Source organism: Chryseobacterium sp. BIGb0232 (genome assembly GCF_024810195.1).
GTDB lineage: Bacteria > Bacteroidota > Bacteroidia > Flavobacteriales > Weeksellaceae > Chryseobacterium > Chryseobacterium pennae.
Genome location: NZ_JANUEH010000008.1, coordinates 48,147 through 74,749 on the forward strand (window position 1 = coordinate 48,147; position 26,603 = coordinate 74,749).

At 35.9% G+C, this 26,603-nt stretch carries 29 protein-coding genes; 14 read left to right on the top strand and 15 right to left on the bottom strand.

The window, feature by feature from the left end:
• Nucleotides 1-3 precede the first annotated feature (3 nt).
• From M2372_RS17085 to M2372_RS17105, 5 genes are all read left to right on the top strand, one after another.
• A complete protein-coding gene (locus tag M2372_RS17085) occupies nucleotides 4-615 on the top strand; it encodes a response regulator transcription factor (protein ID WP_123319422.1) in 612 nt (203 codons plus the stop codon).
• A 237-nt stretch (nucleotides 616-852) separates the two neighbouring features.
• Nucleotides 853-2,043: an MFS transporter gene (locus tag M2372_RS17090; protein ID WP_228455705.1), complete on the top strand. Its 1,191-nt coding sequence runs from the start codon at nucleotides 853-855 to the stop codon at nucleotides 2,041-2,043.
• A gap of 197 nt (nucleotides 2,044-2,240) precedes the next feature.
• Nucleotides 2,241-2,654, top strand: coding sequence for a hypothetical protein (locus tag M2372_RS17095; protein ID WP_115969033.1), 414 nt, complete (start codon nucleotides 2,241-2,243; stop codon nucleotides 2,652-2,654).
• A 234-nt stretch (nucleotides 2,655-2,888) separates the two neighbouring features.
• Nucleotides 2,889-3,236 (top strand): DoxX family protein, encoded by a 348-nt coding sequence (locus M2372_RS17100; RefSeq protein WP_115969035.1) that lies wholly within the window; start codon nucleotides 2,889-2,891, stop codon nucleotides 3,234-3,236.
• A gap of 7 nt (nucleotides 3,237-3,243) precedes the next feature.
• On the top strand, nucleotides 3,244-3,678 hold the full coding sequence (locus M2372_RS17105) for a hypothetical protein (RefSeq protein ID WP_228438509.1): 435 nt from the start codon (nucleotides 3,244-3,246) through the stop codon (nucleotides 3,676-3,678).
• A 99-nt stretch (nucleotides 3,679-3,777) separates the two neighbouring features.
• Here M2372_RS17105 and M2372_RS17110 read toward each other — a convergent pair whose 3' ends face one another.
• The 4 genes from M2372_RS17110 to M2372_RS17125 all read right to left on the bottom strand — a co-directional run bounded on the left by M2372_RS17110 (nucleotide 3,778) and on the right by M2372_RS17125 (nucleotide 8,168).
• Nucleotides 3,778-4,185 carry a hypothetical protein gene (locus tag M2372_RS17110; protein ID WP_228455706.1) on the bottom strand — a complete coding sequence of 136 codons (408 nt, stop codon included), beginning with the start codon at nucleotides 4,183-4,185 and terminating at the stop codon, nucleotides 3,778-3,780.
• Nucleotides 4,186-4,747: 562 nt separating this feature from the next.
• Nucleotides 4,748-6,196, bottom strand: a complete 1,449-nt coding sequence (locus M2372_RS17115) for a hypothetical protein (RefSeq protein WP_123319425.1) — start codon at nucleotides 6,194-6,196, stop codon at nucleotides 4,748-4,750.
• Between the two features lie 421 nt (nucleotides 6,197-6,617).
• Entirely contained in the window at nucleotides 6,618-7,682 is a 1,065-nt protein-coding gene (locus M2372_RS17120) for an AraC family transcriptional regulator (RefSeq protein WP_185018800.1), read from the bottom strand.
• Between the two features lie 33 nt (nucleotides 7,683-7,715).
• A complete protein-coding gene (locus M2372_RS17125; protein WP_148060753.1) occupies nucleotides 7,716-8,168 on the bottom strand; it encodes a hypothetical protein in 453 nt (150 codons plus the stop codon).
• Nucleotides 8,169-8,345: 177 nt separating this feature from the next.
• Between M2372_RS17125 and M2372_RS17130 the strand changes: the two genes are divergently transcribed.
• The 3 genes from M2372_RS17130 (at nucleotide 8,346) to M2372_RS17140 (ending at nucleotide 10,044) form a co-directional block, all read left to right on the top strand.
• Complete coding sequence (locus M2372_RS17130) at nucleotides 8,346-8,945, top strand: Crp/Fnr family transcriptional regulator (protein ID WP_115969046.1); 600 nt, start codon at nucleotides 8,346-8,348, stop codon at nucleotides 8,943-8,945.
• Between the two features lie 65 nt (nucleotides 8,946-9,010).
• Nucleotides 9,011-9,631 carry a hypothetical protein gene (locus tag M2372_RS17135; protein WP_123319428.1) on the top strand — a complete coding sequence of 207 codons (621 nt, stop codon included), beginning with the start codon at nucleotides 9,011-9,013 and terminating at the stop codon, nucleotides 9,629-9,631.
• Nucleotides 9,632-9,642: 11 nt separating this feature from the next.
• Nucleotides 9,643-10,044: a DoxX family protein gene (locus tag M2372_RS17140; protein ID WP_123319429.1), complete on the top strand. Its 402-nt coding sequence runs from the start codon at nucleotides 9,643-9,645 to the stop codon at nucleotides 10,042-10,044.
• A gap of 301 nt (nucleotides 10,045-10,345) precedes the next feature.
• Here the strand turns inward: M2372_RS17140 and M2372_RS17145 are convergent, their stop codons facing one another.
• Nucleotides 10,346-11,212 (bottom strand): AraC family transcriptional regulator, encoded by an 867-nt coding sequence (locus M2372_RS17145; protein WP_123319430.1) that lies wholly within the window; start codon nucleotides 11,210-11,212, stop codon nucleotides 10,346-10,348.
• A gap of 337 nt (nucleotides 11,213-11,549) precedes the next feature.
• On the opposite strand from M2372_RS17145, the gene moaA reads away from it, so the two are divergent.
• The 5 genes from moaA (at nucleotide 11,550) to M2372_RS17170 (ending at nucleotide 16,328) form a co-directional block, all read left to right on the top strand.
• Entirely contained in the window at nucleotides 11,550-12,539 is a 990-nt protein-coding gene (gene moaA, locus M2372_RS17150; protein WP_123319431.1) for a GTP 3',8-cyclase MoaA, read from the top strand.
• Nucleotides 12,470-13,744, top strand: coding sequence for a molybdopterin molybdotransferase MoeA (locus tag M2372_RS17155; RefSeq protein ID WP_228455708.1), 1,275 nt, complete (start codon nucleotides 12,470-12,472; stop codon nucleotides 13,742-13,744). Before moaA ends, M2372_RS17155 begins: the two co-directional genes overlap by 70 nt.
• Before the next feature lie 169 nt (nucleotides 13,745-13,913).
• Nucleotides 13,914-14,390: a cyclic pyranopterin monophosphate synthase MoaC gene (moaC, locus tag M2372_RS17160; RefSeq protein ID WP_123319433.1), complete on the top strand. Its 477-nt coding sequence runs from the start codon at nucleotides 13,914-13,916 to the stop codon at nucleotides 14,388-14,390.
• Nucleotides 14,371-14,976: an NTP transferase domain-containing protein gene (locus tag M2372_RS17165; protein WP_123319434.1), complete on the top strand. Its 606-nt coding sequence runs from the start codon at nucleotides 14,371-14,373 to the stop codon at nucleotides 14,974-14,976. The genes moaC and M2372_RS17165 overlap by 20 nt, the downstream gene beginning before the upstream one ends.
• Before the next feature lie 311 nt (nucleotides 14,977-15,287).
• Nucleotides 15,288-16,328, top strand: coding sequence for a HesA/MoeB/ThiF family protein (locus tag M2372_RS17170; protein ID WP_123319435.1), 1,041 nt, complete (start codon nucleotides 15,288-15,290; stop codon nucleotides 16,326-16,328).
• Between the two features lie 270 nt (nucleotides 16,329-16,598).
• Here the strand turns inward: M2372_RS17170 and M2372_RS17175 are convergent, their stop codons facing one another.
• The 9 genes from M2372_RS17175 to M2372_RS17215 all read right to left on the bottom strand — a co-directional run bounded on the left by M2372_RS17175 (nucleotide 16,599) and on the right by M2372_RS17215 (nucleotide 24,017).
• Nucleotides 16,599-17,144, bottom strand: a complete 546-nt coding sequence (locus M2372_RS17175) for a DUF488 family protein (RefSeq protein WP_123319436.1) — start codon at nucleotides 17,142-17,144, stop codon at nucleotides 16,599-16,601.
• A gap of 19 nt (nucleotides 17,145-17,163) precedes the next feature.
• A complete protein-coding gene (locus M2372_RS17180; protein WP_123319437.1) occupies nucleotides 17,164-18,081 on the bottom strand; it encodes a bestrophin family protein in 918 nt (305 codons plus the stop codon).
• Between the two features lie 31 nt (nucleotides 18,082-18,112).
• Nucleotides 18,113-18,574, bottom strand: a complete 462-nt coding sequence (locus M2372_RS17185; RefSeq protein ID WP_123319438.1) for a molybdopterin-dependent oxidoreductase — start codon at nucleotides 18,572-18,574, stop codon at nucleotides 18,113-18,115.
• A 41-nt stretch (nucleotides 18,575-18,615) separates the two neighbouring features.
• On the bottom strand, nucleotides 18,616-21,009 hold the full coding sequence (locus M2372_RS17190; RefSeq protein WP_123319439.1) for an FdhF/YdeP family oxidoreductase: 2,394 nt from the start codon (nucleotides 21,007-21,009) through the stop codon (nucleotides 18,616-18,618).
• Between the two features lie 22 nt (nucleotides 21,010-21,031).
• Nucleotides 21,032-21,382 carry a DUF7009 family protein gene (locus M2372_RS17195; protein ID WP_123319440.1) on the bottom strand — a complete coding sequence of 117 codons (351 nt, stop codon included), beginning with the start codon at nucleotides 21,380-21,382 and terminating at the stop codon, nucleotides 21,032-21,034.
• Nucleotides 21,383-21,568: 186 nt separating this feature from the next.
• Nucleotides 21,569-22,441 (bottom strand): formate dehydrogenase accessory sulfurtransferase FdhD, encoded by an 873-nt coding sequence (fdhD, locus tag M2372_RS17200; protein ID WP_123319441.1) that lies wholly within the window; start codon nucleotides 22,439-22,441, stop codon nucleotides 21,569-21,571.
• A 46-nt stretch (nucleotides 22,442-22,487) separates the two neighbouring features.
• Nucleotides 22,488-22,904 carry a molybdenum cofactor biosynthesis protein MoaE gene (locus M2372_RS17205; protein WP_123319442.1) on the bottom strand — a complete coding sequence of 139 codons (417 nt, stop codon included), beginning with the start codon at nucleotides 22,902-22,904 and terminating at the stop codon, nucleotides 22,488-22,490.
• Nucleotides 22,905-23,004: 100 nt separating this feature from the next.
• Nucleotides 23,005-23,247: a MoaD/ThiS family protein gene (locus M2372_RS17210; RefSeq protein WP_123319443.1), complete on the bottom strand. Its 243-nt coding sequence runs from the start codon at nucleotides 23,245-23,247 to the stop codon at nucleotides 23,005-23,007.
• Between the two features lie 20 nt (nucleotides 23,248-23,267).
• Nucleotides 23,268-24,017, bottom strand: a complete 750-nt coding sequence (locus tag M2372_RS17215; RefSeq protein WP_123319444.1) for a sulfite exporter TauE/SafE family protein — start codon at nucleotides 24,015-24,017, stop codon at nucleotides 23,268-23,270.
• Between the two features lie 208 nt (nucleotides 24,018-24,225).
• Between M2372_RS17215 and M2372_RS17220 the strand changes: the two genes are divergently transcribed.
• Nucleotides 24,226-25,152 (top strand): Dyp-type peroxidase, encoded by a 927-nt coding sequence (locus tag M2372_RS17220; protein ID WP_123320092.1) that lies wholly within the window; start codon nucleotides 24,226-24,228, stop codon nucleotides 25,150-25,152.
• Between the two features lie 65 nt (nucleotides 25,153-25,217).
• Here the strand turns inward: M2372_RS17220 and M2372_RS17225 are convergent, their stop codons facing one another.
• A complete protein-coding gene (locus M2372_RS17225; RefSeq protein ID WP_123319445.1) occupies nucleotides 25,218-25,856 on the bottom strand; it encodes a DUF1062 domain-containing protein in 639 nt (212 codons plus the stop codon).
• Nucleotides 25,857-26,603: the final 747 nt, after the last annotated feature.

Consider the following 26,603-nt stretch of genomic DNA (forward strand, 5'->3'; position numbering starts at 1 on the left):
ATTATGAATGAAAGAATCTTAATCGCTGATGATCACTATGTAGTCAGAGCAGGAACCGCTTTGGTTCTTGAATCCGGATTTCCGGAACTGAAAATAGATTTTGCGGAAAACTACGGGCAGGTAAAGAAAATGCTGGAATCTCAGGATTACAGTCTTATTATTTTGGATATCGATATGCCGGGTACACAATATAAAAAGATGATTTCTGAGCTTAAAGCCATACAGGCTAATATAAAAATCCTTGTATTTTCAGGATATGATAAAGATGTAGCCATCCAATACATCCGGGAAGGTGCTGAGGGCTACCTGAACAAGCAAAGCAGTGAGGAGGAAATTAAAAATGCAGTACGCACAGTGATTGAAAAAGGCTATTTCTACCCTGCAGAGCTGATAGGACTTATCATTCAGAATAAAAAAAGCAATCCCGCTGAGAAACTTTCATCCCGGGAATATGAAATTTTTAAACTTTTAGCAGATGGAAACGGAAACCTTGAAATTGCCAACAGGCTCAATATCCAGATGTCAACAGTAAGCACCTATAAAAAAAGAATTTTCCAGAAACTTGATGTAGCCAATATTGCTGAGCTTATCAAGGTGTATGAAATGATGCACTGACAGTTGGAAGACAGGAAACTGGAAGAGAGAGGTTATCAAGCCTTCAGAATCAATGTAATCTCATTTTATTAATTGGAAAATTATTGATTTTGTTCTCTATTCCAGTATCCTGCCTCATCACCAATTCCTATCACCATGATTGAGATAATGATTTTTACAATTAAAAAATAATCAGGAAATTTACAGAACCATATTTTCTAAGAAACACTGCATTTTAACTGCAAAATCAAAAATCTATTGGAAAAAGCAGATCAGGGAAGCCAACGTTTCCGATATATAAAACTTTGTATTTTCTTTTCCGGACTGTCGGTATTTGCACAGCTTTATCTTTTTCAGCCAATGCTGCCCATGGCTGCGGAGCATTTCAATGTATCTGTTGGAGACACTTCTCTTCTTGTTTCATCGTCCACTATCGGAATGGCTCTGGGACTGCTGTTTTTTGCCTTTAAGGCGGATAGTTATTCCAGAAAAGGACTGATGACTTTTTCATTGGTCTCCTCCGCTCTGCTCACTATTATTTCAACATGGATTCCCAGCCTCAGCCTTCTGATTGCTATCGGAATTTTTAAAGGATTTGTAGTTTCCGGTGTTTCAGCCGTCGCCCTGGCCTATCTTACCGAAGAAGTAAGTGCCGCGGTAATTGGTGCTGCCATCAGTATGTATCTTAGTGGAAATACGATTGGTGGAATGAGCGGAAGAATACTGGCAACCATTTTAGCCGGAGAATTTGGATGGCGGAATGCAGTGTTGGTGATTGGTATAGAAAGCCTGGTTTTGGGAGCTATATTCTGGAAATTATTCCCTGAATCAAAGTTTTTCAATCCACAGAAAACAGATTATCATCTTAAGGTAAAGCAGATGAAATTTTTCCTCACCAATCCTTATATGCTTCGCTTATATCTTATAGCAGCCCTTGTTATGGGAGTTTTTGTGAGTGTTTACAATTATCTGACCTTCAGACTGGAGGCTCAGCCATTCTCGCTAAGTCATTTTATCATCGCTTTTATCTTCCTGATGTATATCTTTGGAGTTTTCGGAACCATGACCGTTGGCCGGCTTTCCAAAAGGTTTTCTTCAAATAGTATTCTGAGGTGCTCTATTCTAAGTATGCTGGTCGGAGCTTTATTACTGTTGTCTGAAAATCTATATATTCTTATTTTTGGCCTTGGATTATTTACTTTTTCTTTTTTCGCAGCTCATACCATGGCTAGCCAGATGACTGCCCTTTATGCCAAACGGGGAAAGTCTTCGGCTACGTCTATTTACTGGCTGTTTTATTATTTTGGATCAAGTATTCTGGGAAGCGGTACAGGTTATCTCCTTCATTCTTACTCCTGGAATGTCTTTATTGCTTTTCTTATTGTTTCTGTGGTAATTGCACTTATTCTGGCAACAGCAAATCAATCTCCGAAAGATAAAAAAAACTGATACCACATCCATACCACATTTTATTTTATTGGAAATTCATTCCAAATGGCTATAATCTTATTGTTTTAACATACTCTTAATTTTTCTTATTGAAAATTTAACCTAATATTCACGAAAACACGGCTTTACATTATAATGCAAGGCATAATATTTGCTATTTATATGTCACCATATCATCCATTAAAATTCAAAATATTATGAATGTAGCAGATCTTAAAATCAAAAACTTAGTCGAGTACAAAAATCAGATTTATACGATCACTGAAATTTTTCAGAGTATAGAACCGGCATATTTTGTTAAAATTGAAAATGATATTCAAAGTATTTCAGTTCCGGCAGATTCTATCAAGCCTATCAAGATAACTGAGGAATGGCTTGAAAAGCTGGGATTTTCAAAAACGTTCAGTTCGGATCAGAGCATCAGATACGAAAGACCGGAAACTTTTATAAAATATGATATCGATCTGAGTTCCAGAAAGATGCTGGAAGGATTGAAAATTTACGGGAATGCCATCAAATGTAAATATATCCATGAGTTCCAGAACATTTTCTCATGTTTATTCGGGAAAGAACCGGCATTGCATTTTGGCTATCTGAAGACAGAATCGTAGTTAAATAGTTCTTAGTTATCGAAAACCACAGTTTAGTATCATAAACTGTGGTTTTCTTTTTAGAATAAGAAATGAATAATCAATACTCTGAGGTTAAATTAAAAGTTTTTTTCAAAACATCTATGCTGTCATCTACAAATTAAAAAAAATCCGAAAAACTCACCATGCGTACTTCATTCATTTCGCGCATATTTGTATTAATCTATTATTCCATTAATACAAAAAACACTCGACATGATTTTAAAAATTATTAATTCCATCCTTATTCTTACTGCTGTTTTTATGGGGATTAAACAGGGAATTGCTATGTTTTCAGGAAAACCTGAAATGACCACTATGTTTGGAAAATGGGGATTTGATAAAACCGGACTGATGATTAATGGTGCCATCACCATCCTTGCTGCCGTGCTGATTCTCTTTCCCAAAACATTTGTCTGGGGAAACTTTCTGATGGCTGCAGGAATTTTACTGATCATCTGCTTCCATCTTTTGGATAAAGATTTCAAAGGAGTACTGATAGAACTTCCCTTTCTTTTCCTCAATCTCCTGATTATCTATCTGCAGCATCCTCTTAAAAATTAACTTCAATATGAAATATTCCAATTTTGCAATACTATTGGCTATAGGACTTTCATATACAGCCTGTGGTCAGAATACCATTAAAGAAAAACAAATCTCAACACCAACTTCAAAAAAACAACAGACAATGGATGTATCAAAAATAACAGACTCACAGGTAAAACAGGCAATAGAAGCTCTTCAGACGGGAGATAAAAGCTGGTATAGCTTCTTCATTGAAAACCCGGCCATGACTGATGATGGCAATAAGGTAGATTTTAAATCTTTTTTTGCCAATGCACTGGGTAAAGAAGTCTTTCTCAGTATAGACCGTGTAGAAAATGATGGCAAGGATATTTATGGTAATTTTAAAGCCGGACAATGGGGAACATTTCCGGTATTCTTCAGATTTCATAAAAATACGGAAGGAAAGTTTGACCGCCTGGATATCGGACAGGATAAATAAAGGGTGATTTTCAAAAACATAAAAGGCTGCCTCATTTTGAGACAGCCTTTAAGCACTTTATCTAAAATCGTTGTGCTTTAATACTAATGAAGATTATTTTTAGCTTTTAAAAACTACTTTGTTCGCTAGTTTTAATGTATAAGCATTTTTGTTTTTTGTCAAAATATACTGTCCTTTTTTGTACACTACGGCTTTTTTAGAAGCTAATTTATCAAGTACCAAACTTCCATCGGATGAAGGCAGAAATATTTCTGCTTTTTTTCCATCTTCGCTAAGAATTACAGCAGCATTAGAGATGTAAGATTTTTTATTATCTACTTCTTTCAGCTGTATTTTTTCTTCAAAGATTCTTACACAGTCATTTTTTATCACTGAAAATGTATATCCTGCAGATCCTTTACAACCATGTTTATCCTTGTCTGCACCTTTGGGACTAAGTTGTGCCGAAGCTACTGAAGCAAACATAACAACTGTCATTGCTGTAATAAATCGTTTTACGTTTTTCATATATGTTTAATTTAATCGAATTAATTTACTTATTTTTCCTTAGATGTAGTTCTATTGGTCCATTAAAATTTATCTTATAATTTTCCAACCCTATTTTTTCATTAATTCCATTCATCATAAAGAGGGGCTTCGCTTTGTGTTTTTAGAATCTTTATTATTTTTTAATATATTTATTTTTGCCCCTCTTTTGGTTTTGCAAATTTTAAAAACTTATTAAAAAAAACCACAATTTTATCATACTACATTTATACCACATTTGCTGTCGCACCCCTAAATAAGGCCATTTATCGATAAAAATCTATAAAAAACACGTTGAATCTGGTCCACGAAAATGAAGACTCTCTCATTTTAACACAAGGGTAAGGAAAAGTCTGGAAATTATTTTTTCCTTTTTAAGTATTTACCACATAATACCTGTCCTATATTAATCAGAAACAATACATGAATATTCAGAATCTTCAGCTACCACACATATACTACATTGCTTGCAGTTATTTAAAAATCCAGAGCAGTAAAGGTGTTCTTCTTTTTGGAAGAAGTTCTTTCTATTTTAATGTTGTATTTATAAAGAATCAAAGAAAATAAACAGCTCCTGTTCGGTAGGAACGTTCAGTTTTTTCCTTAAACGGTGTTTTTTCTGCTGTACAGACTTGTGTTGAATAAAGGTATATTCTGCAATTTCCTTTGACGTAAAATTAAGCTTTATCATCGCACAGAATGCCAGTTCAGAAGCGCCAAGCCTTGAATTGATCTCCAGAAGTTTCGGGCAAAATTCAGGATAGACTTCCTGAAACCTTGTTAAAAATGTAGAGTCATTCTTCTTGACAAGGACTACTAATTCATCAAACGAATCATTGATCCTGTTTTTCAGCGAAAGAGCTTCACTTTTAAATTGATTTTTCTTTTGTCTTAATGCCCGGTTATGCTTGTAGAGTAAGATAAATACAACCAATAACAAAATAACAATAAAGCCAATATAAAGATAAATTTTCTGCTGAAAGCCGTTAGACTCTTCCTCTTTATCATTCAGCATATGATCTATTGAAATATTGATCGCTTCATTCTGAATATTTTCCAATTCCGTTTTTTCATCTGTATATTTTTGCATGGCTTCTTCTTCCTTCTGAGGATCATTCAGCATCTTATACGTTTTAGCTATGGATTCATAAACTCCCGGAATATTATACATTCTGTTCGTCTTACTGTAGTAATCCAAAGCTTTAGTGTAATACTCCAGTGCCATTTTATAATCCTCCAGCGCAAAATAATAATCTCCATAGGTTAAATATACAAACCCACTCTGAACATTCACTTTACCGGTATTTACAATCTTATCTGAAGCTTTCTGAAGATAGATCAGAGCAGAATCTTTTCTTTTAGTATACATTAAATGGTGTTTGGCCAAAAGTGTATTCAGCAGAACTCCCTGTCCGTCAATCCTTTTTCCTTTCTGTAAATAAATGTACGCTGAGTCTGCTTTATTGGCTTTATATAGAAAGTCTGCCCTATTGGCATAAAGCCTGTATAGGTAAAATTTTCTTTTCTCCTTATCCGTAATATTTTTTAAATAATATAAGCCTTTCGCATTCAGATCAAGAGCACTTTTATAGAGTCCTATGACTCCATTCAGCTGGCCATGCTCCTGATAAAGTCTTGCTTTTAAAACCGGATTATTGATCTTTTTAAGTTCCTTTTCAGCAAGGGAAAGATAAGACAGCCCTCTTTTATAATTTCCGATGGTGGCTGAAATATTGGAAATATTGATATAACAAAGAATAATTCCTTCCTTATAGTTTTTTTCTTCTGCCAGATTCAGATAATCTTTATTAAGGCGCACAAGATTTTCATAATCTCCCTGAATCCGGAGTGATTCTGTTTTCTTCAACAGAATACTATCGAACCTTTGATGTGAAAATACACCCTGACCATAAGCAGATCCGGTGTAGCACAACAGGAGAAAAAAGAGGAGATTATATGAATAAAATATTCTGTTTAATTGAGGAGGGAACATTTTTTTATTATTTAAAGGTAATAATTGTTAAATTTTAAATCATTTATAGGTTCAACATAAATATCTGATTGCTAATAAATTCTATCCATTTCATGTTTCGGTATTGAATTACAAATAGTATTCCATTTCCAAAACAAAGGATTCTTTTCCCTATGAAAAAGGATGATTTATGATTAAAAAGAGATCATTTAAGTGAAAATATTTGAGAAACCATTTCCCATTTGTCCAAGTGGATATCTAAAAAAAGTATCATTTTTTTCTCCCTAAGACTGTCCGGACCATATTCCAAAATTTAAAAAGGAATAAAATAAATTGAATTGATAGCTTCATTATATTTGGTTTTAAATGATGAAGCAAATCAGAAATTTTGTATCAATTTAAATATCTGATAATTGAAATCGGACTTTTTTATAGAGGAAAATCAGTCTGATTTAAAGCCCGACATCGACAAACTCACTGATTTTCTGTAATCTGTAGGTGTTTGATTGGTTTCTTTTTTAAAGGCTGTGTAAAAAGATGATTTGGAATTAAATCCTACTTCGTACAGAATCTCCAGTACTGTAAGTTGAAGATTCTCTTTTAAAAGAACCTTTGCATCATTGATTCTGAACTCATTTGTAAAGTCAAAAAAATGTTTACCCGTATGTTGATTAATGAGCTGGGAAAGCTGTTTTTCAGACATGTTCATCTGCTCTGCCAGTTTCTGTAAGGTAAGCTTATCATCCCGATAAGGCTTTTCCGTTTTCATAAAACTTATAAGTATTTTCAGTTGTTCCGGCTCCTCTTTGATTTCTTTTACAGGTTTTACAGGAGTCAGGTTTTTATCGATTCCTGCAAATAGACTGGGACGATATAAGGCATTCAATACCAACCAGCTGATCACGAATAAAACAAATACTGAAGAAAAGGTATATAATCCTATAAAAACAGTATTATTATCCTTTAAAAAACCTCTCAACAGCACAAAAATGTTACCAATCAAAAAAATGACAGTCGTTTGAAACAGCCACTTATAAGTAAAATGATGATTGTCTGAATAATTCTCCTGATACACTTTTCTGAAAAACCTCAATACCCAGAATACAGCAATGATATAACAGTAATACTGAAGGGTTGAAACGATATCAAACATTTGATCTGCCTGTTCCGAAATTCCGGAAATACTGAATAAGCATGAAAAGAATATAAACGGCAGGCCATGCAGCAAATGCTTTCTTTGAAGCTTAAAATTATAATAACATGCAGAGTTTACATACAGATAATACAGCGGCATCTGCAATAAAATACTGGATACTTTCAATCCCTGAATAATCCTGTTATGAGGAGCCGGCAGAAAAAAACCGGACAGATCTATTACAGAAACCAAAAGAAATGCAGCGAACAGATAATGAGGCAACTTTCTTTCCGATTTTGCTGTAATCAGGAAAAAACTCAACAACAGAAACAGAAAAAATATAATTTTACCTATATCGTTTATGAATGCCATACCCATCTTTTAATTGTCTACAAAATTAAAATATTATCCTTTCAAACTCTCCATCTGGACAAACCATTCTTCATATACATCCTGTGCTGTTTTTGTTGTATGGCCTGTAAACATTTTAGGATAACTAAAATCACTATTGAATTTATCTGTTTTAGGATGATAGGATAACTTAAACATCACCGGAACTTCCCGCCCATCATTTTTGAAAAGGTCTTCAATATTCTTCAATATCCGATTTCCTTTATTCAGCATTCCAAAAGCCTTCTCGTTACTGATGTCATACTGCATATCTGATACCTCATTCACTTTATGGGATTTTACCAGATAACCATTGATTTCATAAAATACTTTATAAAAATAACCAGATTCTATCAATCCGATAATATAAACAGCATCTACTTCTTCTGAATTACTACTGACAAATTCAAAACCTGTTTCAACCAGTTCTGCAAGATATTTTTGAAATTCGTTATCAAAATGACTCATATTCTGATGGTTTACAATTACATCAGTTAAGATAGTAAAATTTAACCATCCAATCTTCAGTCTATTTGAGCATTTAATCTTACTATTAATCATTCTTGACATTAGCCATAATATTTACGTAAATTTGGCCCTAATCTGTCTGTTAATAAGCAAGACAGACGATATTGAAACTTCATTATGGATACAGATATTATTATTTCGCAGCTTACAGAACATTTCCAGGAAATAGTCCCTTTAAAAGAGGAAGAAATTGCTCTTGTGATTCAAAAACTGGAATTTATTCAGCTAAAAAAGAAAGAGTATCTGCTTCGTGAAGGACAAATTTCAAGACATATGCGTTTTATTGCCCAGGGAAGCCTGTATGCTTATCATATTGATGAAAAAGGCAAAGAAAATATTACTCAGCTCGGTATTGAAAACTGGTGGATCAATGATCTGTACAGCTATCTGAGTGAGCTTCCTTCAAGAATGTTTATTCAGGCTAATGAAGAGGCTACCATCGTTCAGATCAGTAAAACCAACCTTGAATTATTATACAGAGAAATTCCTGCCATCTCGGAATTCTGGCGCCTGAAAATGCAGTCTGCCTATGTTACATTGCAGGAAAGAACGTTTGAACATTCAAGAGTAGATGCTTATACCAAGTACAGAAATTTCGTTACTTCCTATCGTAATATTGAACAGCGTTTTCCACAGTACATGATTGCATCCTATCTTGGAATCACTGTAGAATATCTCAGTTATTTAAGGAAAAAACACCTGTCTGACGTTTCTTAAGATATCTTAAGTTTATTCCGTCCCTGCCTGAATAATTTTGCTCTCAGAAATTTAATGAGTGCAATATGAAGGCAAAAATTATCGCCATAACAGCTCTTGCATCAGTCTCTCTAAGCCTGAATGCACAGAAACTAAACTTTACTCCGGACCTTGTTTTAGGACACCGCTCCTATACCTATATGCATAATGTCAATTATTATTTCAATGATCGGCTTAAGCTCAATAATCTCACTCTATTTGATACAGAATATACCAAAGACAAAGAGAATATATTCTTCATCCGAAATACTCTTGCTTACAGTTTTACCAAAAGATTCAGCGTAAATGCAGCATTCGGTATCAAAAATCCGGGTGCATTCTTCAGCGCTTATGTACAATACCGGATTGCCAAGCCCACCTATTCCCTTTCCTACTCCATCGGAACAACCTATCAGAAAGGATTTTCTCTTGAACAGTCGGTATCATTTGAATACACTCCTTATCTGAAAGAAAACCTTCAGGGGTACTTCAGTGTGCTAGCCATTGGAAATCTGGATAACGATGGTTATCCGAGAGGGTTACAGTTTATCCGTCTGGGGGTAAAACAGGACAAAATAATGTATGGAGTGGCCTCCAATTTCGACCAGTTCAACAACGCAAAAAAGACCCTTGAAAATGTAGGGGCATTTGTAAAATATAACTTTTAAATAATAATAAAATGAAAAAAAACATTGATTTAGGACTATTAATCAGCAGAATAGCTATCGGATTTCCCATGTCAGTTTATGGAGTTAACAAATTGATTCACGGAATCGGATTTATTGAGGATATGCTCACGATGCACGGCCTTCCTTCATTCTTCGCTTACGGAGTATTTGCGGGAGAACTTATAGCTCCGGTTATGCTGATGATAGGTTTCAGAACGCGTCTGGCAGGCTTAATTTTCGCTATAAACTGCTTTACTGCAACAATTCTTGCTCAGACAGCTAATATTTTCAAACTTAATGATTTTGGTGGATGGGCTTTGGAGTTATTGGTGATCTATATGTTAGTAGGAATAAGCTTCTTCTTTACCGGAGCAGGAAAATATGCGGTTTCAGTTGCTAATAAGTGGGATTAGTTGGAAAACGCAAAGGCGCTATTTTTTTCCTTTTAACACGTTTTTGAGGCGCAAGGATTTTATCTCCGATAAAATTTTGAAACGCTTATTTTTTGCCACGGATGCACGAATGATCTTATTCGTGCATTCGTGGCTAAATATCCTGAAGATCATTTATTGCACCTGATTATCCTGTTATTAATAAACTTAAGTATTCATGTTGGAAAACGCAGAGGTCTATTTTTTTCTTTTCAATACGTTTTTAAGGTGCAAGAATTTTATCTAAGATAAAATTTAGAAATGTATTCCGTCTGTCTGAGATTTATTCTGAATCCAATTTGGTCTCTTCCAGCTTTTTCCTGTAGTTTTTCGGAGTGGATCCGCTTTTTATTCTGAATAAATAAGAAAAGTGAGAAAAATTCTGAAAACCGAGCTCAAAAGCTATTTCTTTAATGGATTTGTCTGAACTGTGAAGCAAGTTTTTAGCTTCAAGAATAATTCTTTCTTTAATAAACTCAAGAGGTGAAACTGTATATTGTTTTCTACAGATCACTCCCAAATAATTAGGAGTAATGCATAGCTCGTCAGCATAAAAAGCTACATTCTTTTGCGTTTTATAATATTTATCCACCAACATATGAAAACGAAAAGCCAGATTATCCGGCGTACTCAGCGCCTTATTTCCATAAGCATGTTCTACCCAAAGATTGATAATAAGTGCTAACAGACGTACCCTTGCATTGATAAGTTCCGGAAAAACAACATCAGCAGCAATTTCTTTCCTGATGGCATTAAATTCAAGACTGAATCTGTGATAGGTTTCATCATCAGGCTCTATCATTTCGTATTTACTGTAAGAAGAAAAAGTAAATTTAAGCGTTGGAGAAAATGTCTTAAGAATAGCATCATTAATAATAAGCCTTCTTCCGACAGTATGAGGAGCCAGTTCCCATTTGTACTCTCTTTTGGGAAGATGTATGAATAGTTGCTGAGCTTTCAACCCATATTGATTAAGACCGGTTGTACATTTCCCTCCCTCACATTGGTCCAGTAAGATAATGGTAAAACAGTTTTCAGGAAAAAAGTTGAGTGAATCACCACTGATCTCATCCTGAAAAACAACGTCAATTCCTTTTTTAAATACCTCTTCTACTGAATTTTTATTAATCAACTCTTTATCTATTATCATATAACCCTTTTCAATACTAATTTATGAAAATACCTCATATATCATCAATGACCATTATGATATATTTCTATTTCCTGTTGTTTTTAGCAGCGTGCAAAGATACATTCTTCTTCTTCGTCTGGAAATATCAGAAACCGTGATAAGAATATCGTATATTCATATTGTTTGCTGTCAATAAGAATATTAAAACCCCATAAGACCAGGTTCTATTTCCTTATATATCTTGCTTTTAAGACCTTCAATTCTATTTTTCCACACATCGTTTTCAAAATTTATATTTTTAGTTTTTCGTTAAAACAATAAGTATATTTGTGTAAGTTCTTTTTGCTTTACTTCTATGTTAACAGACAAATTCGGAAGACATATCAATTATTTAAGGCTGGCTGTTGTGGACAGGTGCAACCTCCGATGTACTTACTGTATGCCGGAAAATGGGCTTGCATGGATAAAGCAGAATGACCTGATGACAGATGAGGAAATGCTCAGCATATGTGCTGTGTTTACGGATCTTGGTGTAGATAAGATCAGAATTACGGGTGGAGAACCTTTTGTCAGAAAAAGCTGCGTCAGTCTTATCGAAAAAATCTTGGAGCTTAAAGGACTTACGGATCTCAGTTTAACTACAAACGGGCTTCTCACTGAACAATACATTCCACAGCTTAAAGCATTTGGAATAAAATCTGTCAATCTCAGTCTTGATACATTGGATGAAGATCGTTTTTTCAAAATTACGCGCCGCAAAAGCTTCGATAAGGTGATGAAAACCTTGGATGGTTTATTGAAACATCACATCAAGGTAAAGATTAATACGGTAGTTATGGATCATCAGAACATAGAAGATATTATTCCTCTGGTTCAGCTTACAAAAGAACTTCCGGTAGATGTACGTTTTATTGAGGAAATGCCATTCAATGGAAATAATAACAGTGATATAACCCCGAAATGGACTTATCCGCAAATTTATAATCACATCAGAGCTCATTTTCCCGGAATTGAAAAATTGGAAGATCCTAAAAGTTCCACATCTTATCATTACAAAATACCAGGTTTTATAGGAAATATAGGCATTATTGCAGCGTATACACGTTCTTTCTGTGGAGATTGCAACAGAATACGGATTACACCTTCCGGTATTTTGAGAACCTGCCTGTACGAAGGCGGTGGGATCAATTTAAAAGATATGATTCGTTCAGGTGTAACCGATGACGAATTAAAAAATATAATTATCAACAGTATACATCATAAACCCAAAGACGGATGGGAAGCGGAACAACAAAGTCTGAACGCTTCATTCATTCATCAGTCTATGGCTACAATAGGAGGATAACTATGGAAATGATCACCGTACAACAGGCAGAAGATATTATACTTTCCCAGAAGAATGATTTTGGAATTGAATATATTGCTTACGACCAGGCATTAGGAAGAGTCCTGGCTGAAGATCTTACTGCGGACAGGGATTTACCTCCTTTTAACCGCCCTACCGTAGATGGAATTGCCATCCGCTATACGGCTTATGAAAAAGGAATACGATCCTTCCCTATCAAAGCTATACAGTCTGCAGGAGAGCCTTCTGTGTCTATTGATTCAGAAGCAGAATGTATAGAAATCATGACCGGCGCTGCTTTGGATAATTCAGTGGATACTGTGATCCGATATGAGGATATAGCAATCTATAATGGAATTGCAAACCTTAGTATTGAGATTAAAAAAGGGCAAAATATCCATCTGAAAGGGAAAGATAAAAAAGGGGGCGAAATATTGGTAAAAGCCCATCAGGTAATTACTCCTGCCATCATTGGGATCGCTTCTTCTATTGGAAAAACTTCTATAGCAGTAAAAAAACTCCCTAAGATTATCATTATTTCTACGGGAGATGAAATGGTAAGTCCGGAATCTATCCCTTCTCCTTATCAATTAAGACGCTCCAACGGAATCACCATACAGTCTGTTTTGAAAAAATATCATATTGAAGCAGATACCCTTCATCTCAATGATGATTATGAAGAGATAAAAAAAGAACTTTCCCGTTGTATTAATAAATATGATGTTCTCCTTATGAGTGGCGGCGTATCTATGGGAAAATTCGACTATTTACCCCAGGCTTGCGAGGAACTTGGGATAAAAAAGCTTTTTCACAAAATAAAACAAAGACCGGGAAAACCATTTTGGTTTGGTACAAGTAATACTCAGAAACTTGTTTTTGCATTTCCGGGAAATCCTGTTTCTGTATTCATGTGCTTACATCGGTATTTTATTCCCTGGTTGGAAAAGTCTTTGGAAATATCCGGATGCTCTCCTGGGTTCGCAGTGTTACAAAACGATATCGAAGTTCCCTTTTCCCTGCAATATTTTGTTCAGGTGAAACTTGGTACGAATCAATTGGGGCAGCTCACTGCTGAGTCGGTGAATACAAATGGTTCAGGGGATTTCTCTCATCTTGCGGACACAAACGCTTTTATGGAACTTCCTTTGGAGCAGAATAGTTTTAAAAAGGGAGAAGTATATCGGGTATGGAAGTATAATGATTAAAATAACTTGTAAAGATGCCACGAATGCACGAATACAATGCTGAGAATATTTTGATTATTGTGAATTATTATTAAATTACTCAACAGTACAGTTTAATTAGGAAAGCGCAATAAAAAAATTCGTGCATTCGTTGCAAAAAAATTCCCATCAGTGTTTTAAAAAAGAATATATGTCAGAATTTACCCATCTTAATAAAAACGGAGAACCTGCCATTGTAGATATTGGCGGAAAAAATGTTACCAAGAGAAAAGCCGTTGCACAAGCCATTATTTCTTTACCCAACAATGTGTTGGAGGCTTTGCAAAAAGACGATTTCCAAACAAAAAAAGGCTCCGTATTCCAGATCGCCATTATTGCAGGAATTATGGGGGCTAAAAAGACGAGTGAACTCATTCCTCTTTGTCATCCTATCGGACTTGACAACTGTAATTTACAGATAGAGCTGAACAATCAAAACGATATTGTTATCCAATGTACAGCCAGTATAAAGGCTAAGACCGGTGTGGAAATGGAAGCATTGACCGGAGCATCTGTTGCAGCCCTTACTATTTATGATATGTGTAAAGCATTGAGCCATGATATTGTCATCAAAGAAATTAAATTAATAGAAAAATCAGGTGGAAAAAATGATTTCAGAAGAGCATAATACAATTCCAAAAATCAACGGCCTTGTTCTCGCTGGTGGAAAAAGCGTAAGAATGGGAACAGCTAAAGATCTCCTTCAATGGCATGGAAAGGAACAGCGTTATTTTGCAGCTGATCTTCTGGCGCCGTTTTGTGATGAGGTTTTTATTTCCTGCCGACAGGATCAGCTGGAAAACTTTGATCGGGATTATAAAGCTCTTACCGATACTTTCCTGAATATGGGACCTTTTGGCGGAATTCTTTCAGCATTGCGGGCTCAGAGAGATAAAGCATGGTTGGTTGTAGCCTGTGATCTGCCCTTATTGGATCCAAAATCTTTGGAACATCTAATACAATCAAGAAATCCTGAAAAGGCAGCTACTACTTATGAAAGTCCTTTTGATGGATTACCTGAACCCTTAATTACGATTTGGGAGCCTAAAAGCTATCCTTTGTTACTTAATTTTCTGGGAATGGGAAATACCTGTCCGCGAAAGGTTTTAATCAATAGTGATACGCTTATTTTAAAACCGGGTAATCCGGATGCTTTAATGAATGTGAATACACCTGAAGATGCTGAAAAGGCGCAACGAATCCTGAAAAGTTAATTTTATTGGAAACTTTTTTGGAAACGCGAAGGCGCAAATTGATGGTCTGCTTATACTTTTAAGGCGCAAGGATTTTATCTGCGATAAAATTGAATGCTGTAATAGCTTGTGGATATAATTTATGTCTCGCAGATTACGCTAATTAAGCAGATGATTGTGAAAAATATACGCCACGAATGCACGAATAAGATTCTCAGATGTAATAATTAGAATCTATAATTAAGGATTCTTAGAAATAAGTTAAAAGGAATAAACTGAATAGTAAACATTAAAAATTCGTGCATTCGTGGCTAAAAGAAAAAAAACAGATTATGAGTACATCATTTGAAAGATATCAGTGTCAGATAGCTTTACCAGGGTTTGGTATTGAATCTCAGGAACTGCTGAAAAATGCAAGAGTTCTTATTGTAGGAATGGGAGGTTTAGGATGTCCCTCTGCTCAATATCTGGCTTCTTCCGGCATAGGGACCATTGGTATTGTGGATGATGATCTTGTTTCTTTAAGCAACCTCCATCGTCAGATCTTATATACACCTGAGGATGTAGGAACTTATAAAGTAGATGTTGCAGCCAAAAGATTACAACTACAAAACCCTTCTGTTTCCATTATTCCTTATAGACTGCGAATTACTTCTTCCAATGTGATGGAACTGATTTCGGAGTTTGACCTCATCATTGAAGGAACCGATAATTTTGAAACCAAATGTTTATTGAATGATGCTTGTGTTTTATCTGGAAAACCTCTAGTATATGGAGCTATTTATCAACATGAGGGTCAGGTAAGCATCTGGAATGTTTTGCAAAAGGACGGTACCTATTCTCCCAATTACCGGGATGTTTTTCCTAACGCAGAAGAGTCTCAGGTTCCTAACTGCAGAGAAGGCGGTGTCATTCCTCCTTTAGCCGGAATGATAGGCTGTATGCAAGCTAATGAAGCCATAAAATACCTCATCCGATCTGAAGAAACCTTAGCAGGAAAACTATGGATGATGAATGTGATGAATGGCAGAACGCAAATTATTAAGTTAAGAAAGACTTCTGCTCAGATTACAGCCCTGACTCAAAGTGTCCAACTCATGAGTTGTGAAGAGTTTATGCAGCATCAGAAAAACTTTGAAAGTATAGATGTTCGTACAAAAGAAGAGCATCAGAATTTTAATATTGGCGGAAAAAACATTCCGTTGGATGAATTGGAAGGACATTTCTCCTTTATTTCTTCAATTTCAAATCCTATTGTTATTTATTGCCAGTCTGGTAAACGAAGTATGGAAGCTGTGAGGAAAATTAAAAAAGAATTTCCTGAAAAGGAAGTGTTTTCTTTGAAAAATGGTATTAATGAAATACCACGCTAGTTTCTTAATTGCAAATAGAAGGTTCAATAAAGCCAAAAGGGACAAAATGTTTATTAGCCACGAATGCACGAATAATTTTTAGTTGAATAAGATCTTTTTTTACATACATGAAAATCAACACAGTGCTTTGTCATTCCGTAAGAAACTCAACTTTGTTTTTAGACTATTATAGTATAGATTCCTACGGAATAACAAACAGGAAGCTAAAAACTAATAATTTCCAGTAAGTAAGATTGCTTCACTTTGCTCGCAATGACATAAAGTATCTATTTAATCAAATAAACTTGCATCCGAATAGAAGACTTTGCCATTGCTGATTCTTGCAGGGGCGGTGTAAGGATGTTCTTCTGTTTTTTCAATATTCATGATATGCTCCACATCCCAACCTTTTGCTTTGAGGTAATCTGAGATCATAGATCTGTGGCAGCTCCACCATACGGCTTCTGAGCACATAAAAGCAGTTGTTTTTGTCCTTGCTATGGTTTCCAGTTTTCCAATCGCTTTGGTAAACTCTTCAGTCTCCATATAATCAGCATATCCACGGAAAGATTCGTTTCTCCAACGGCTATTGACTGAATCAGGCTGAACTTTTCTCCTGCCTCCCAATGCTCCAAAATGAATATATTCAATATTATTTTCAGGCAATACCTTCTCAAGATTTTCTTTGCTGAACCACGGATATCTCTTTGAACCTGCAAATCTCCGTACATCAGCAAGAACTTCAATATTGAATGATTTCAACATTTTTAAAAATTCCTCCAAAGGGCGAGTAGAGTGCCCGATGGTGTAAATAACCGGTTTTTCCAAAGATTCCATAAGTTTACAATCTGCCAAATCAGTCTATGATCGTTTGTTTCTCTTTCCTGGAAGTGGTAATCTCCTCTCCTGCCATTTCATGAATCGTTTCCTCAATCATTACAGACATACTGTTCAGAGCCAAGTCATTAGCTTCCGTACCAAATGGTTCTTCAATTTCATCTGCAATGGCTTCAAATGCAACAAATGTATAAGCAACAAACACCACAATAAGCGGTGTAAACCATCTCAATGAATCAACCAGTCCGAAGGGTAAAAGAAAACAGTAAATATATACGGTACGGTGCAATAAAACACGGTAACTGTAAGGAAGCGGAGTGGAAACAATTCTTTCGCACCCGCCTACAATATCAGAAAGTTTATCAAAATTTTCATCAAAACGGGCTTGCTGAATGGTATCTATACTTCCTTCTTCTTTTGCCTGCTGAACCCATTCTGCCAATAATCTCATAATGACAGCAGGTTTATACTTAGCCGAAGAAACTATTTTTAACTGATCTTCATTCAATCTGTCTTTTAAATCTTCATGAGCATCGGTTCCTCTCAACTGATGTTTCAAAGCAAAAATAAAAGCGCCTAACAGCTTGATAAATTCCGAGGCAGAAACTTTGCTTTCTTTTGTATTTTTTAAAGTTAAAGCCTGTCTGGTTAATGATCGGGCTGTATTCAATAAAGCACCCCATAATTTACGCCCTTCCCAGAATCTGTCATAGCTGGCATTATTCTTAAATCCTAAAAATAAAGCCAATACAAAACCAAATAACGTTAATGGTGCCGGATTAAGCGGTATTTTAAAGGAAAAGATAACCCCACGCAGATACACTACACCCAACGATAAAATAAAAAGCAAAAAAAGCCGTGGCAACAGTCCTGGTAATACTGAACCATGCCATACAAAAAGCATTTTAAACCAATGTTCCTTCTTCCTTATAATCATACTGTTTCTTGTAAAGCTTTTATCTTAAAATTTATTTCTTAATCTGACCTATCACTAAAGACTGTAGCTGATAAGAGCTGCGTGCAGGTTTTTTTTCACCTTCTGCAACAATGCGAAGCGGACCTTTTGACTCTGCCAAAGGTTTTCCGTCAATGGTGTCTGCAACAATCACGTTTTTATCTGCAATAGAAGCATCCAGCTCAGCTAATGAAAATAAAACCTGATAGCCATCTGCACATTTTGCCAATACATATTTTGATATATTTTCGCCATGAAGTTCCTTTCCTGAAGGAGCTCCCGCTTTTGCGAGAATATCCTGAACAGCAACTCCGGAATATATGTGAACGCTCCCATCTTTGTCCTTAAGTGAAGCTTCTTTTCTTGGCATCTTTGATAAATCCGCAAGACTCAATTCTAAAGGTGCAGGAATTTCCCCACTCACTTTAAGTTTGAATCCGGATTGACAGAATGCCCAGCCAGAGAGTAACAACATCGCTACAGGCAGTATTTTTTCATACAACAATATAAGAATAATTATGGTCTTTGGATGGCTCCCTGATACAGCATTTCATCTACTTTTTTATACACTTCAGGATCATGTTTTTTAATCTTGATTTTCACATACTTGGATGCAGGCATATTACTTTCCTTCACCACATTATTGACAGAGACCAACACATTGGTTTCCGGGAAATAAGTGACCGTATTCTTTTCAGGAATCTGATAGGATACAATAATGAATAAAGGAGCTACTCTTTCTATCCCGTCATCATAGTTGAAAAGATCTACTTTATCTCCTGCTTTAAATCCTGCTTTATCAATATCTTTTTGGTTCATGAAGATCACACGGCGTTCATTTTTAATTCCCCGATAACGGTCATCTAGCCCATAAATAGTCGTATTAAATTGGTCATGAGTCCGGGTTGTAGCCATCATATATTCATCAGAAGCCAGCTTATTATCCGGTACTTCTGTTAGTGTAAATGGAGCACGTCCGCCAAGTTCCTTCGAAAAGCTTTGTTCGTCTCTTGCCGCATTGGGAAGATAAAATCCTCCTTTTTGTCTGACACGGACGTTATAATCTGTAAAACCGGGAATACATTGTTCAATATCATCTCTTACTGCATCGTAACTGTCATGATAACGCTGCCAATTTACTACGGAACGGTTTCCTAATGTAGCCATTGCCATGCGGCATACGATCTGAGTTTCATTGATGAGGTTATCTGATATAGCATCCAACATTCCTTTTGAACTCTGAACAACACCCATAGAGTTTTCTGTTGTAATAATCTGGACTTCACCATTGACAATATCTTTATCACTTCTCCCATAAGTAGGAAGAATTAAAGCTTCTTTACCATGAACAAGGTGTCCTCTATTCAGCTTAGTGGAAACACATACCAACAAATTAAGTTTTCTCAAAGCATTGGCCGTATATGTGGTATCCGGAGTGGCAGAAAGAAAATTCCCACCCATACAGAACATCATCTTTATTTTTTCTTCGTGAATGGCTTTTATGGCCCGCACTACATCATATCCATGTTTACGGGGAACTTTGAAACCATAGAAATTCTCCAGACGGTCAAGCTGTTCTTCCGTAGGTTTTTCATCAATCATCATCGTTCTGTTTCCCTGAACATTACTGTGACCACGAACCGGACAAACACCAGCTCCCGGTTTACCGATACTTCCTTTCAGCAAAAGAATATTCAGTATTTCGCGGATCATATCTACTCCGTTAGGTTGCTGAGTGAGCCCCATTCCCCAACTGACGATAATTTTCTTTTTGAAAGCCATCATTTCTGCGGCCTGACGGATAGCATCCTTCGGTACTCCTGAAAGTTTAGCCAATTCATCCAGTTTATACTGATCAAACTGCTTCATGAAGTCCTCGTACCCTACTGTTTTATTTTTAATGAAGTCTTCATCAAAAACCTGACCCGGGTTTTGTTTCTCAAATTCGATTAAAAGAAGTTCCAATGCTTTCAATAAAGCCATATCTCCATTGATCTTTACAGGTAAATAAAGGTCTGCCAACTGCACCCCGCCAACAAGAACTTCCCTGACACTCTGAGGGTTAATAAAGCCCATTAATCCAGCTTCCGGTAATGGATTGACCGCTATAATTTTAGCTCCATTTTTCTTTCCTTTTGCCAGCGCACTCATCATTCTTGGGGCATTGGTTCCTGGATTTTGTCCAATGATCACAATGACTTCAGCATCGTAAAAATCTTCCAATGTTACGGTTCCTTTCCCAATTCCAATGGTTGGACGGAGTGCAGAACCTGAAGTTTCGTGACACATATTGGAACAGTCGGGCATATTATTCGTTCCAAACTCCTTTGCAAATAACTGATAAACAAAGGATGCTTCATTACTTGTTCTGCCGGAAGTATAAAAAGCAGCTTCATGCGGAGATTCCAGCGCATTGAAATGTTCTGCTATTTTTTTAAAGGCATGATCCCAACTGATAGGTTCATAATGAGTTGCTCCGGGAGCCAGATACATAGGATCGGTAAGTCTGCCCATTTTCCCGATCTGATAATCATCTAATTTTGCCAGATCGTACACAGAGTTCTGTTTGAAAAACTCAGGTGTCACTTTTTTAGTAGTAGCCTCTTCTGCCAGGGCTTTTGCTCCATTTTCGCAATATTCTCCCAGAACGGAACGCTCATCATCAGGGTCCGGCCAGGCACAGCTTGGACAGTCAAAACCTCCCATCTGATTCATTTTGAACAGCGCTCTCATTCCACGGATAGGTGCTTTTTCTTCAAATAAATCACTAAAAGCAGCCATCACAGCAGGAACTCCTGCGGCTGCTTTTTCCACATGGGTCAACTTAAGGTCAAGTAAAGTGAATGGATTCTCGGCATTGGGTTCTCTGCCAATTTCTTCTTCTACTTTCTTTTTATTATTTTCTTCCATACCCTTTTATTTTGTAAAGTGATTAACATTTAAGACTGGGATTCGGGTAATTATCGCTTTGATCTTCCATCGTATTGTCTATGCAGACAAAGTCTTTTTCTACCAAAAGTTTTACCAGGCCAGCCTGCCCATCAAATCCTACAATATCTGTAGATATCCATTCTTCAACCATAGCTTCCGGCATTTTCATCACGATTTTATTTTCAATAAATGCTGCTGATAATGTAGTATCATTTGTTTTCTCTATAGTGTAAATGAAAGGTCTGTCTACAAATTCTGTAAAGCTTGAAACCATTCCGTTTCTTCCCAGTTCTGAGACTTCAGATTGGGTTAAACGGAATCTGATGGAGTTGTCTTTTATTCTTATTTTCATTTGTTTATTTCTGTTTTTACCACGGATTCATAGATCATGGATTATTAAATCTCTTATTTTTTTCGCCACGAATGCACGAATGGTTTTTGTGCTCATAGCTACTTATCTATATTTATTTTACATCTTTTAGGATACTTCATTATTATTATCCACTAATCTTATTCGTGCATTCGTGGCATTTATAATCTATTTTTCAACAATTTTGTGGAAACTGCTCTCGTTATAAATATTAAAACGGTTATCACGAAGGAATCCCACTAATGTCATATCAAATTCTTTTGCTACATCTACCGCCAGGCTGGATGGAGCTCCTATTGCTGCCACCAAAGAAATTCCTGCCATAGCTGCTTTTTGAATAAGCTCAAAACTAGCCCTGCCACTGAGCACTAAGATTTTGTCCTTCAATGGAAGTTGCCCGGTAAATAATGCATGTCCGATCAGTTTATCCAATGCATTATGTCTTCCTACATCTTCCCTTAGAGCCATCAGCTGTCCTTCAAAATCAAAAATCCCTGAGGCATGGATTCCGCCTGTAGCACTAAAATTATTCTGAAAGGACTGTAAATTATCGGATAACTTATACAACACCTCAAATAATAAGATATGTTGTTCTCTTTCGATATGTTGAAAAGTGCTTACGGTTTTTATTGATTCTATAGAGCCTTTCCCACATACTCCACAACTGGAGGTGGTATAAAAATTTCTATCAACATTTTTTAGATGAGGAACAAAATCTTCAGCCAGCTCCACTACAATAATGTTTTCCCGGTTCCTGGAACATTCTGCCTGTAGATGATCTATATTTTGAATTTGATTTCCATCTGAAATAATTCCTTCTGTAAATAGAAATCCTGCAGCCAATTCTGCATCATTACCGGGAGTTCTCATGGTTACAGATATATTTTTACTCTCCCTCTGACCTTTTGAGCCATAAGAAATCCGGATCTCCAGCGGTTCTTCTACAGAAATATCGTCTGTATAAGGAAAACTTTTGTCTTCTTTTACTTTGACAATCTCTATTTTCTGTACAGATTTATTTTCTAATGTATTGGTTTTCATATCTGAATAATCTGTTATAGTAAATATACGAATTTCCGGTCTTCAATTACGGATGAGCCGAAACCCATTCTTCCCCATCTTCAAAAATCTCTTTTTTCCATATAGGAACCGTTTTCTTTATGGTATCTATAACGTAACGGCATGCATCGAAAACAGCATCCCGATGCCCATCACTTACCACAATGATTACAGCAGCATCACCTGGAAACAAAATTCCGGTACGATGATGAACAACAATATTTCGTACAGAAAACAGGGTCGTGGCCTGATCTGCTACCTTTTTAATTTCTTTTGTGGCCATAGATTGATAACATTCATATTCCAAACGGACAACAGACTTATTTTGAGTAATGTTACGAACAGTTCCTATAAAAGTTGCAATCCCACCACTGCTCAGATCCTGGGCCAGATCAAGACATTCGGTGATATTTAATGCGTCTTCTGTTATTCTGATATCAATCATTTCTTTACATTTTTAACTTTGATTCTACACAGTATTTTTGTTCCTGTGTTTGTGGTAAATAATGCCACGAATGCATGAATTATTTCTGAATGCTTAAGTTTTAACCTCCACTTACAGGAGGAATGATGGCTATTTCGTCTGTGTTTATAAGGATCTGAGCGTCTTCAGCATATTCTTCATTCACAGCAATGAAATAGGATTTCAGTTTTATAAGTTGAGGAAAATCTTTTTCTAAATTTTCTTTTAATTGCCTGACATTCAGACCAACCTCAACTTCCAGTTCTTTTTCTGATGCTCCGAAAATATCTTTCGTTATTCCAAAAGCCAATATTTTAAGTTTCATTTTATTTTTAAACTAAATTTTTACCAATATTTCATGAGAATATTTACTCCTGCCACCAATACAAGAATGGCAGTCATTCTTTTTATAACTAAGGGATTCCATTTCAGAGACATTCTGGATCCGATCTGTCCGCCTATAAAAACGGCAAGACATAAACTTAAGATCCTGAAATAATCCATATCTATAGAAAGTTTTGATAATTGTCCGAAAATGCCTGATACAGAGTTCACCAGTATAAACACACTGGAAGTGGCTGCTATTTTCCTTGGTGTATCCCATTTCATCAGATTCAGTAAAGGGGAAAGAAAAATTCCGCCTCCTATTCCTACCAGTCCTGATAAAAACCCGATTCCGCCTCCCAAAAGACTGTTCCCAAAGACTGCTGATTTTGAATCCTGTTGCAATTTCTCTATGTTTTTGGTTTCCGTTTTAATCCATAATAAGACGGCAGCTATGATGAGTGTGATTCCTAAGATCAGGAAGAAAGTTTCCTGACTTATTTTCAGTATGGCTCCCAAATAGGCCATAGGAACACTCACCAACGTTATGGGCAATACTTTTTTCCAATCGATCTGCTTGTTCTTAATGTAAATATATACGCCTCCCACTACAACAATCACATTACAGATCAACGCTGTTAAACGGATTTCCTGATATGGCAGGCTATACATTGCCAATACTGCCAAATAACTGGAACCACCACCAAATCCTACCGAGGAATAGACAAAAGCAATTATCAAAAATAACAGAAAAATCTCCCAATGCCCCATATTATGTATTGAAGGTTAATTTTATTACAATAATACTCATTTTACGGCTTGTATACTGTCAGAAAATATAAAAGTCTCTACGGTAATTTGTGAAAAAATTGTCATAAATTGTTTATCTCAAGAATAAAGTGATGAGGTACCATTATCATTTATTAAATTTGATTCATTAGAAACAGTAAAAATGCCTGCAAACGAAACACAAAAAAACATGAATTCTCAAAATGTCACCGACTATCCTAACAACAATACTTATTTTCTGGTATGGAATTTCAAACAGGATGCAGATCCTTCAAAAGTTAAATCGGTATTCCAGAGAGTCTGTGCATTAGTCACTAACCTTAATAATTCGGCACTTGACCGTTTTCCCAATTCTAAAGCAAGCTGTGTTCTGGGAATTGGCTATGAAGCCTGGTTACAGCTTGACTTACCCAATCCGTTACCCAAAGAGTTTAAAAAATTTGAAGAAATAAGAGGCAGTAAACATACAGCAGTAAGTACGAGAGGAGATATTCATTTTCACATTCGTTCTGATGAAAAAAGTCTGGCGTATGATATGGCTTCCACGATTTCGGATTTTATGACAGAAATTTCTGATTGTGTAGTTGAGGTTCAAGGGTTCCGTTATTGGGACAGCAGATCTATTTTAGGTTTTGTAGATGGCACAGAAAATCCGCATGGTAAAGACCGTGATTATTTTGCTGTTATTGGAGATGCAGATCCTGAATACGAAGGCGGAAGTTATCTTTTTGTCCAGAAATATATCCATAATATGAATGCCTGGAAATCTCTTTCTGTGGAAGATCAGGAAAAAGTGATCGGAAGATCAAAGGAACAGGATATTGAAATGGATGATGAAGTAAAGCCTAAAAACTCCCATATTGCATTGGCCAATGTAGGTGATGATTTTAAGGTAGTGAGAGATAATATGCCTTTTGGAAATGTTTCTACGAATGAAATGGGTACTTATTTTATCTGTTATGCAAGCACATTCAGTACAGTAGAAAAAATGCTGACGAATATGTTCATTGGTGATCCTGAAGGGAATTACGACAGAATCCTGGATTTCAGTACCGCCCAGACAGGAACTTTATTTTTTGTTCCTTCAGCAGATATGCTGGATGAGTTTTCTTCATAGAATCATTTCTTCTGAATAATAAAATAAAAGGATCGCCTCAGATGAAGCGATCCTTTTGATTAAGGCTATTTTACAGCAACTTCATCATATAGCTCTTCCTTCCATAAGATCGTCTTCAGTTTATCCTTATGAATCCTGATAACATCTCCATTCTTAACTTTATGTTTTTTTTGTAAAGGTCTTTCATGAACGAGAATAGCTTCTGCATCAATCAATTGATTTAGCTTACCTGATGAAAGGTTCAAACAGGTTCTGATCACCGTCGATAATCTGAGATTAAATTCAAAAGGATATTTGATGGTAAAACTCAGCATTTCATCCTCACAAGAAGTTATCTCTTCTACCGAAACCTCATCAAACTGAATTTCGTATTCCACACTGTACAGGTCTGCTTCGGCATTATTTTTTCGTCTTGTTTCGTGGGAAAAAGCATATTCCCAGACTAAATTAACATCATTCTCAGAAAGTTGATTAAATTTTTCCTTACTGATAGATTCCGTTCTGATTCTGGAAAATACTGTCATATTGTATCGGTGGTGGCATTTTACACATCTGTAGATTAACCAGATATCGATGTTCTTTTTTTGGGCATTCAGCCTGAATTTATCACTGCAATGAAACCTTTCGCTGTCACAATGGTTGCATTTCTTTTTAAAAAGGGGTGTATTTTTCGCTTTGATTACCCACGTATACTCTATACTCATTATAATTTGTGCTTAATATTCTTCAGTAATTTTTTACCTATTATTCACGCATTACAAAATCAGTACAGCTATTGAATAGAAAATACCCTCTCCTATTTTCTTCTGAACAGTTGCCTGTAAAGAATAGAAACAGAGATACAGTTGCCTTCATTGGCAATACAGTAAATGATAGGATTAAATGAAAACCTGTTCGGGTAGAGTTACCCAAACGAAAGAATAATTAGCCTGCGGTTTCTGAAGGCTAATTTTAAGCGATAACAGGTTTAAGAGTAGTTCTCAAAACGAATTGTTTACTTGGTTAGGATAAAAGTAATTATTTTTTTGCTTTAAACGTATTTTTTCTATAAATAATATAATTTTATTATTTCCAATTTCAAAAGGGCTGTTTTGTTGGAAACTCAAAGGCGCTAATTTTTTATATACTGTATGTTTTTAAGGCGCAAGGGTTTTATCTCCGACAAAATTGAATGTGGAGAGATATTCTCGCGCATATTTTGCTGATTACGTGGATTCTGAATAATGTTTTGATGGCCACAGATGCACGAATTAAATATTTTAATGGCTAATATTTAGTTTGTTTTTTTATTACATAGGCTATGGTTAGAAAACAATTTTTAATGTTTATAAAATCTCACTTTTTCTATCAATTCTGAAGGTATTAGAAACAAAAAAAGGGCCTTCATTATGAAGACCCGTAGCGGGAAAAAGAGAGAACCACCACTCTTCAAACTTAGGCTTGATAATTCA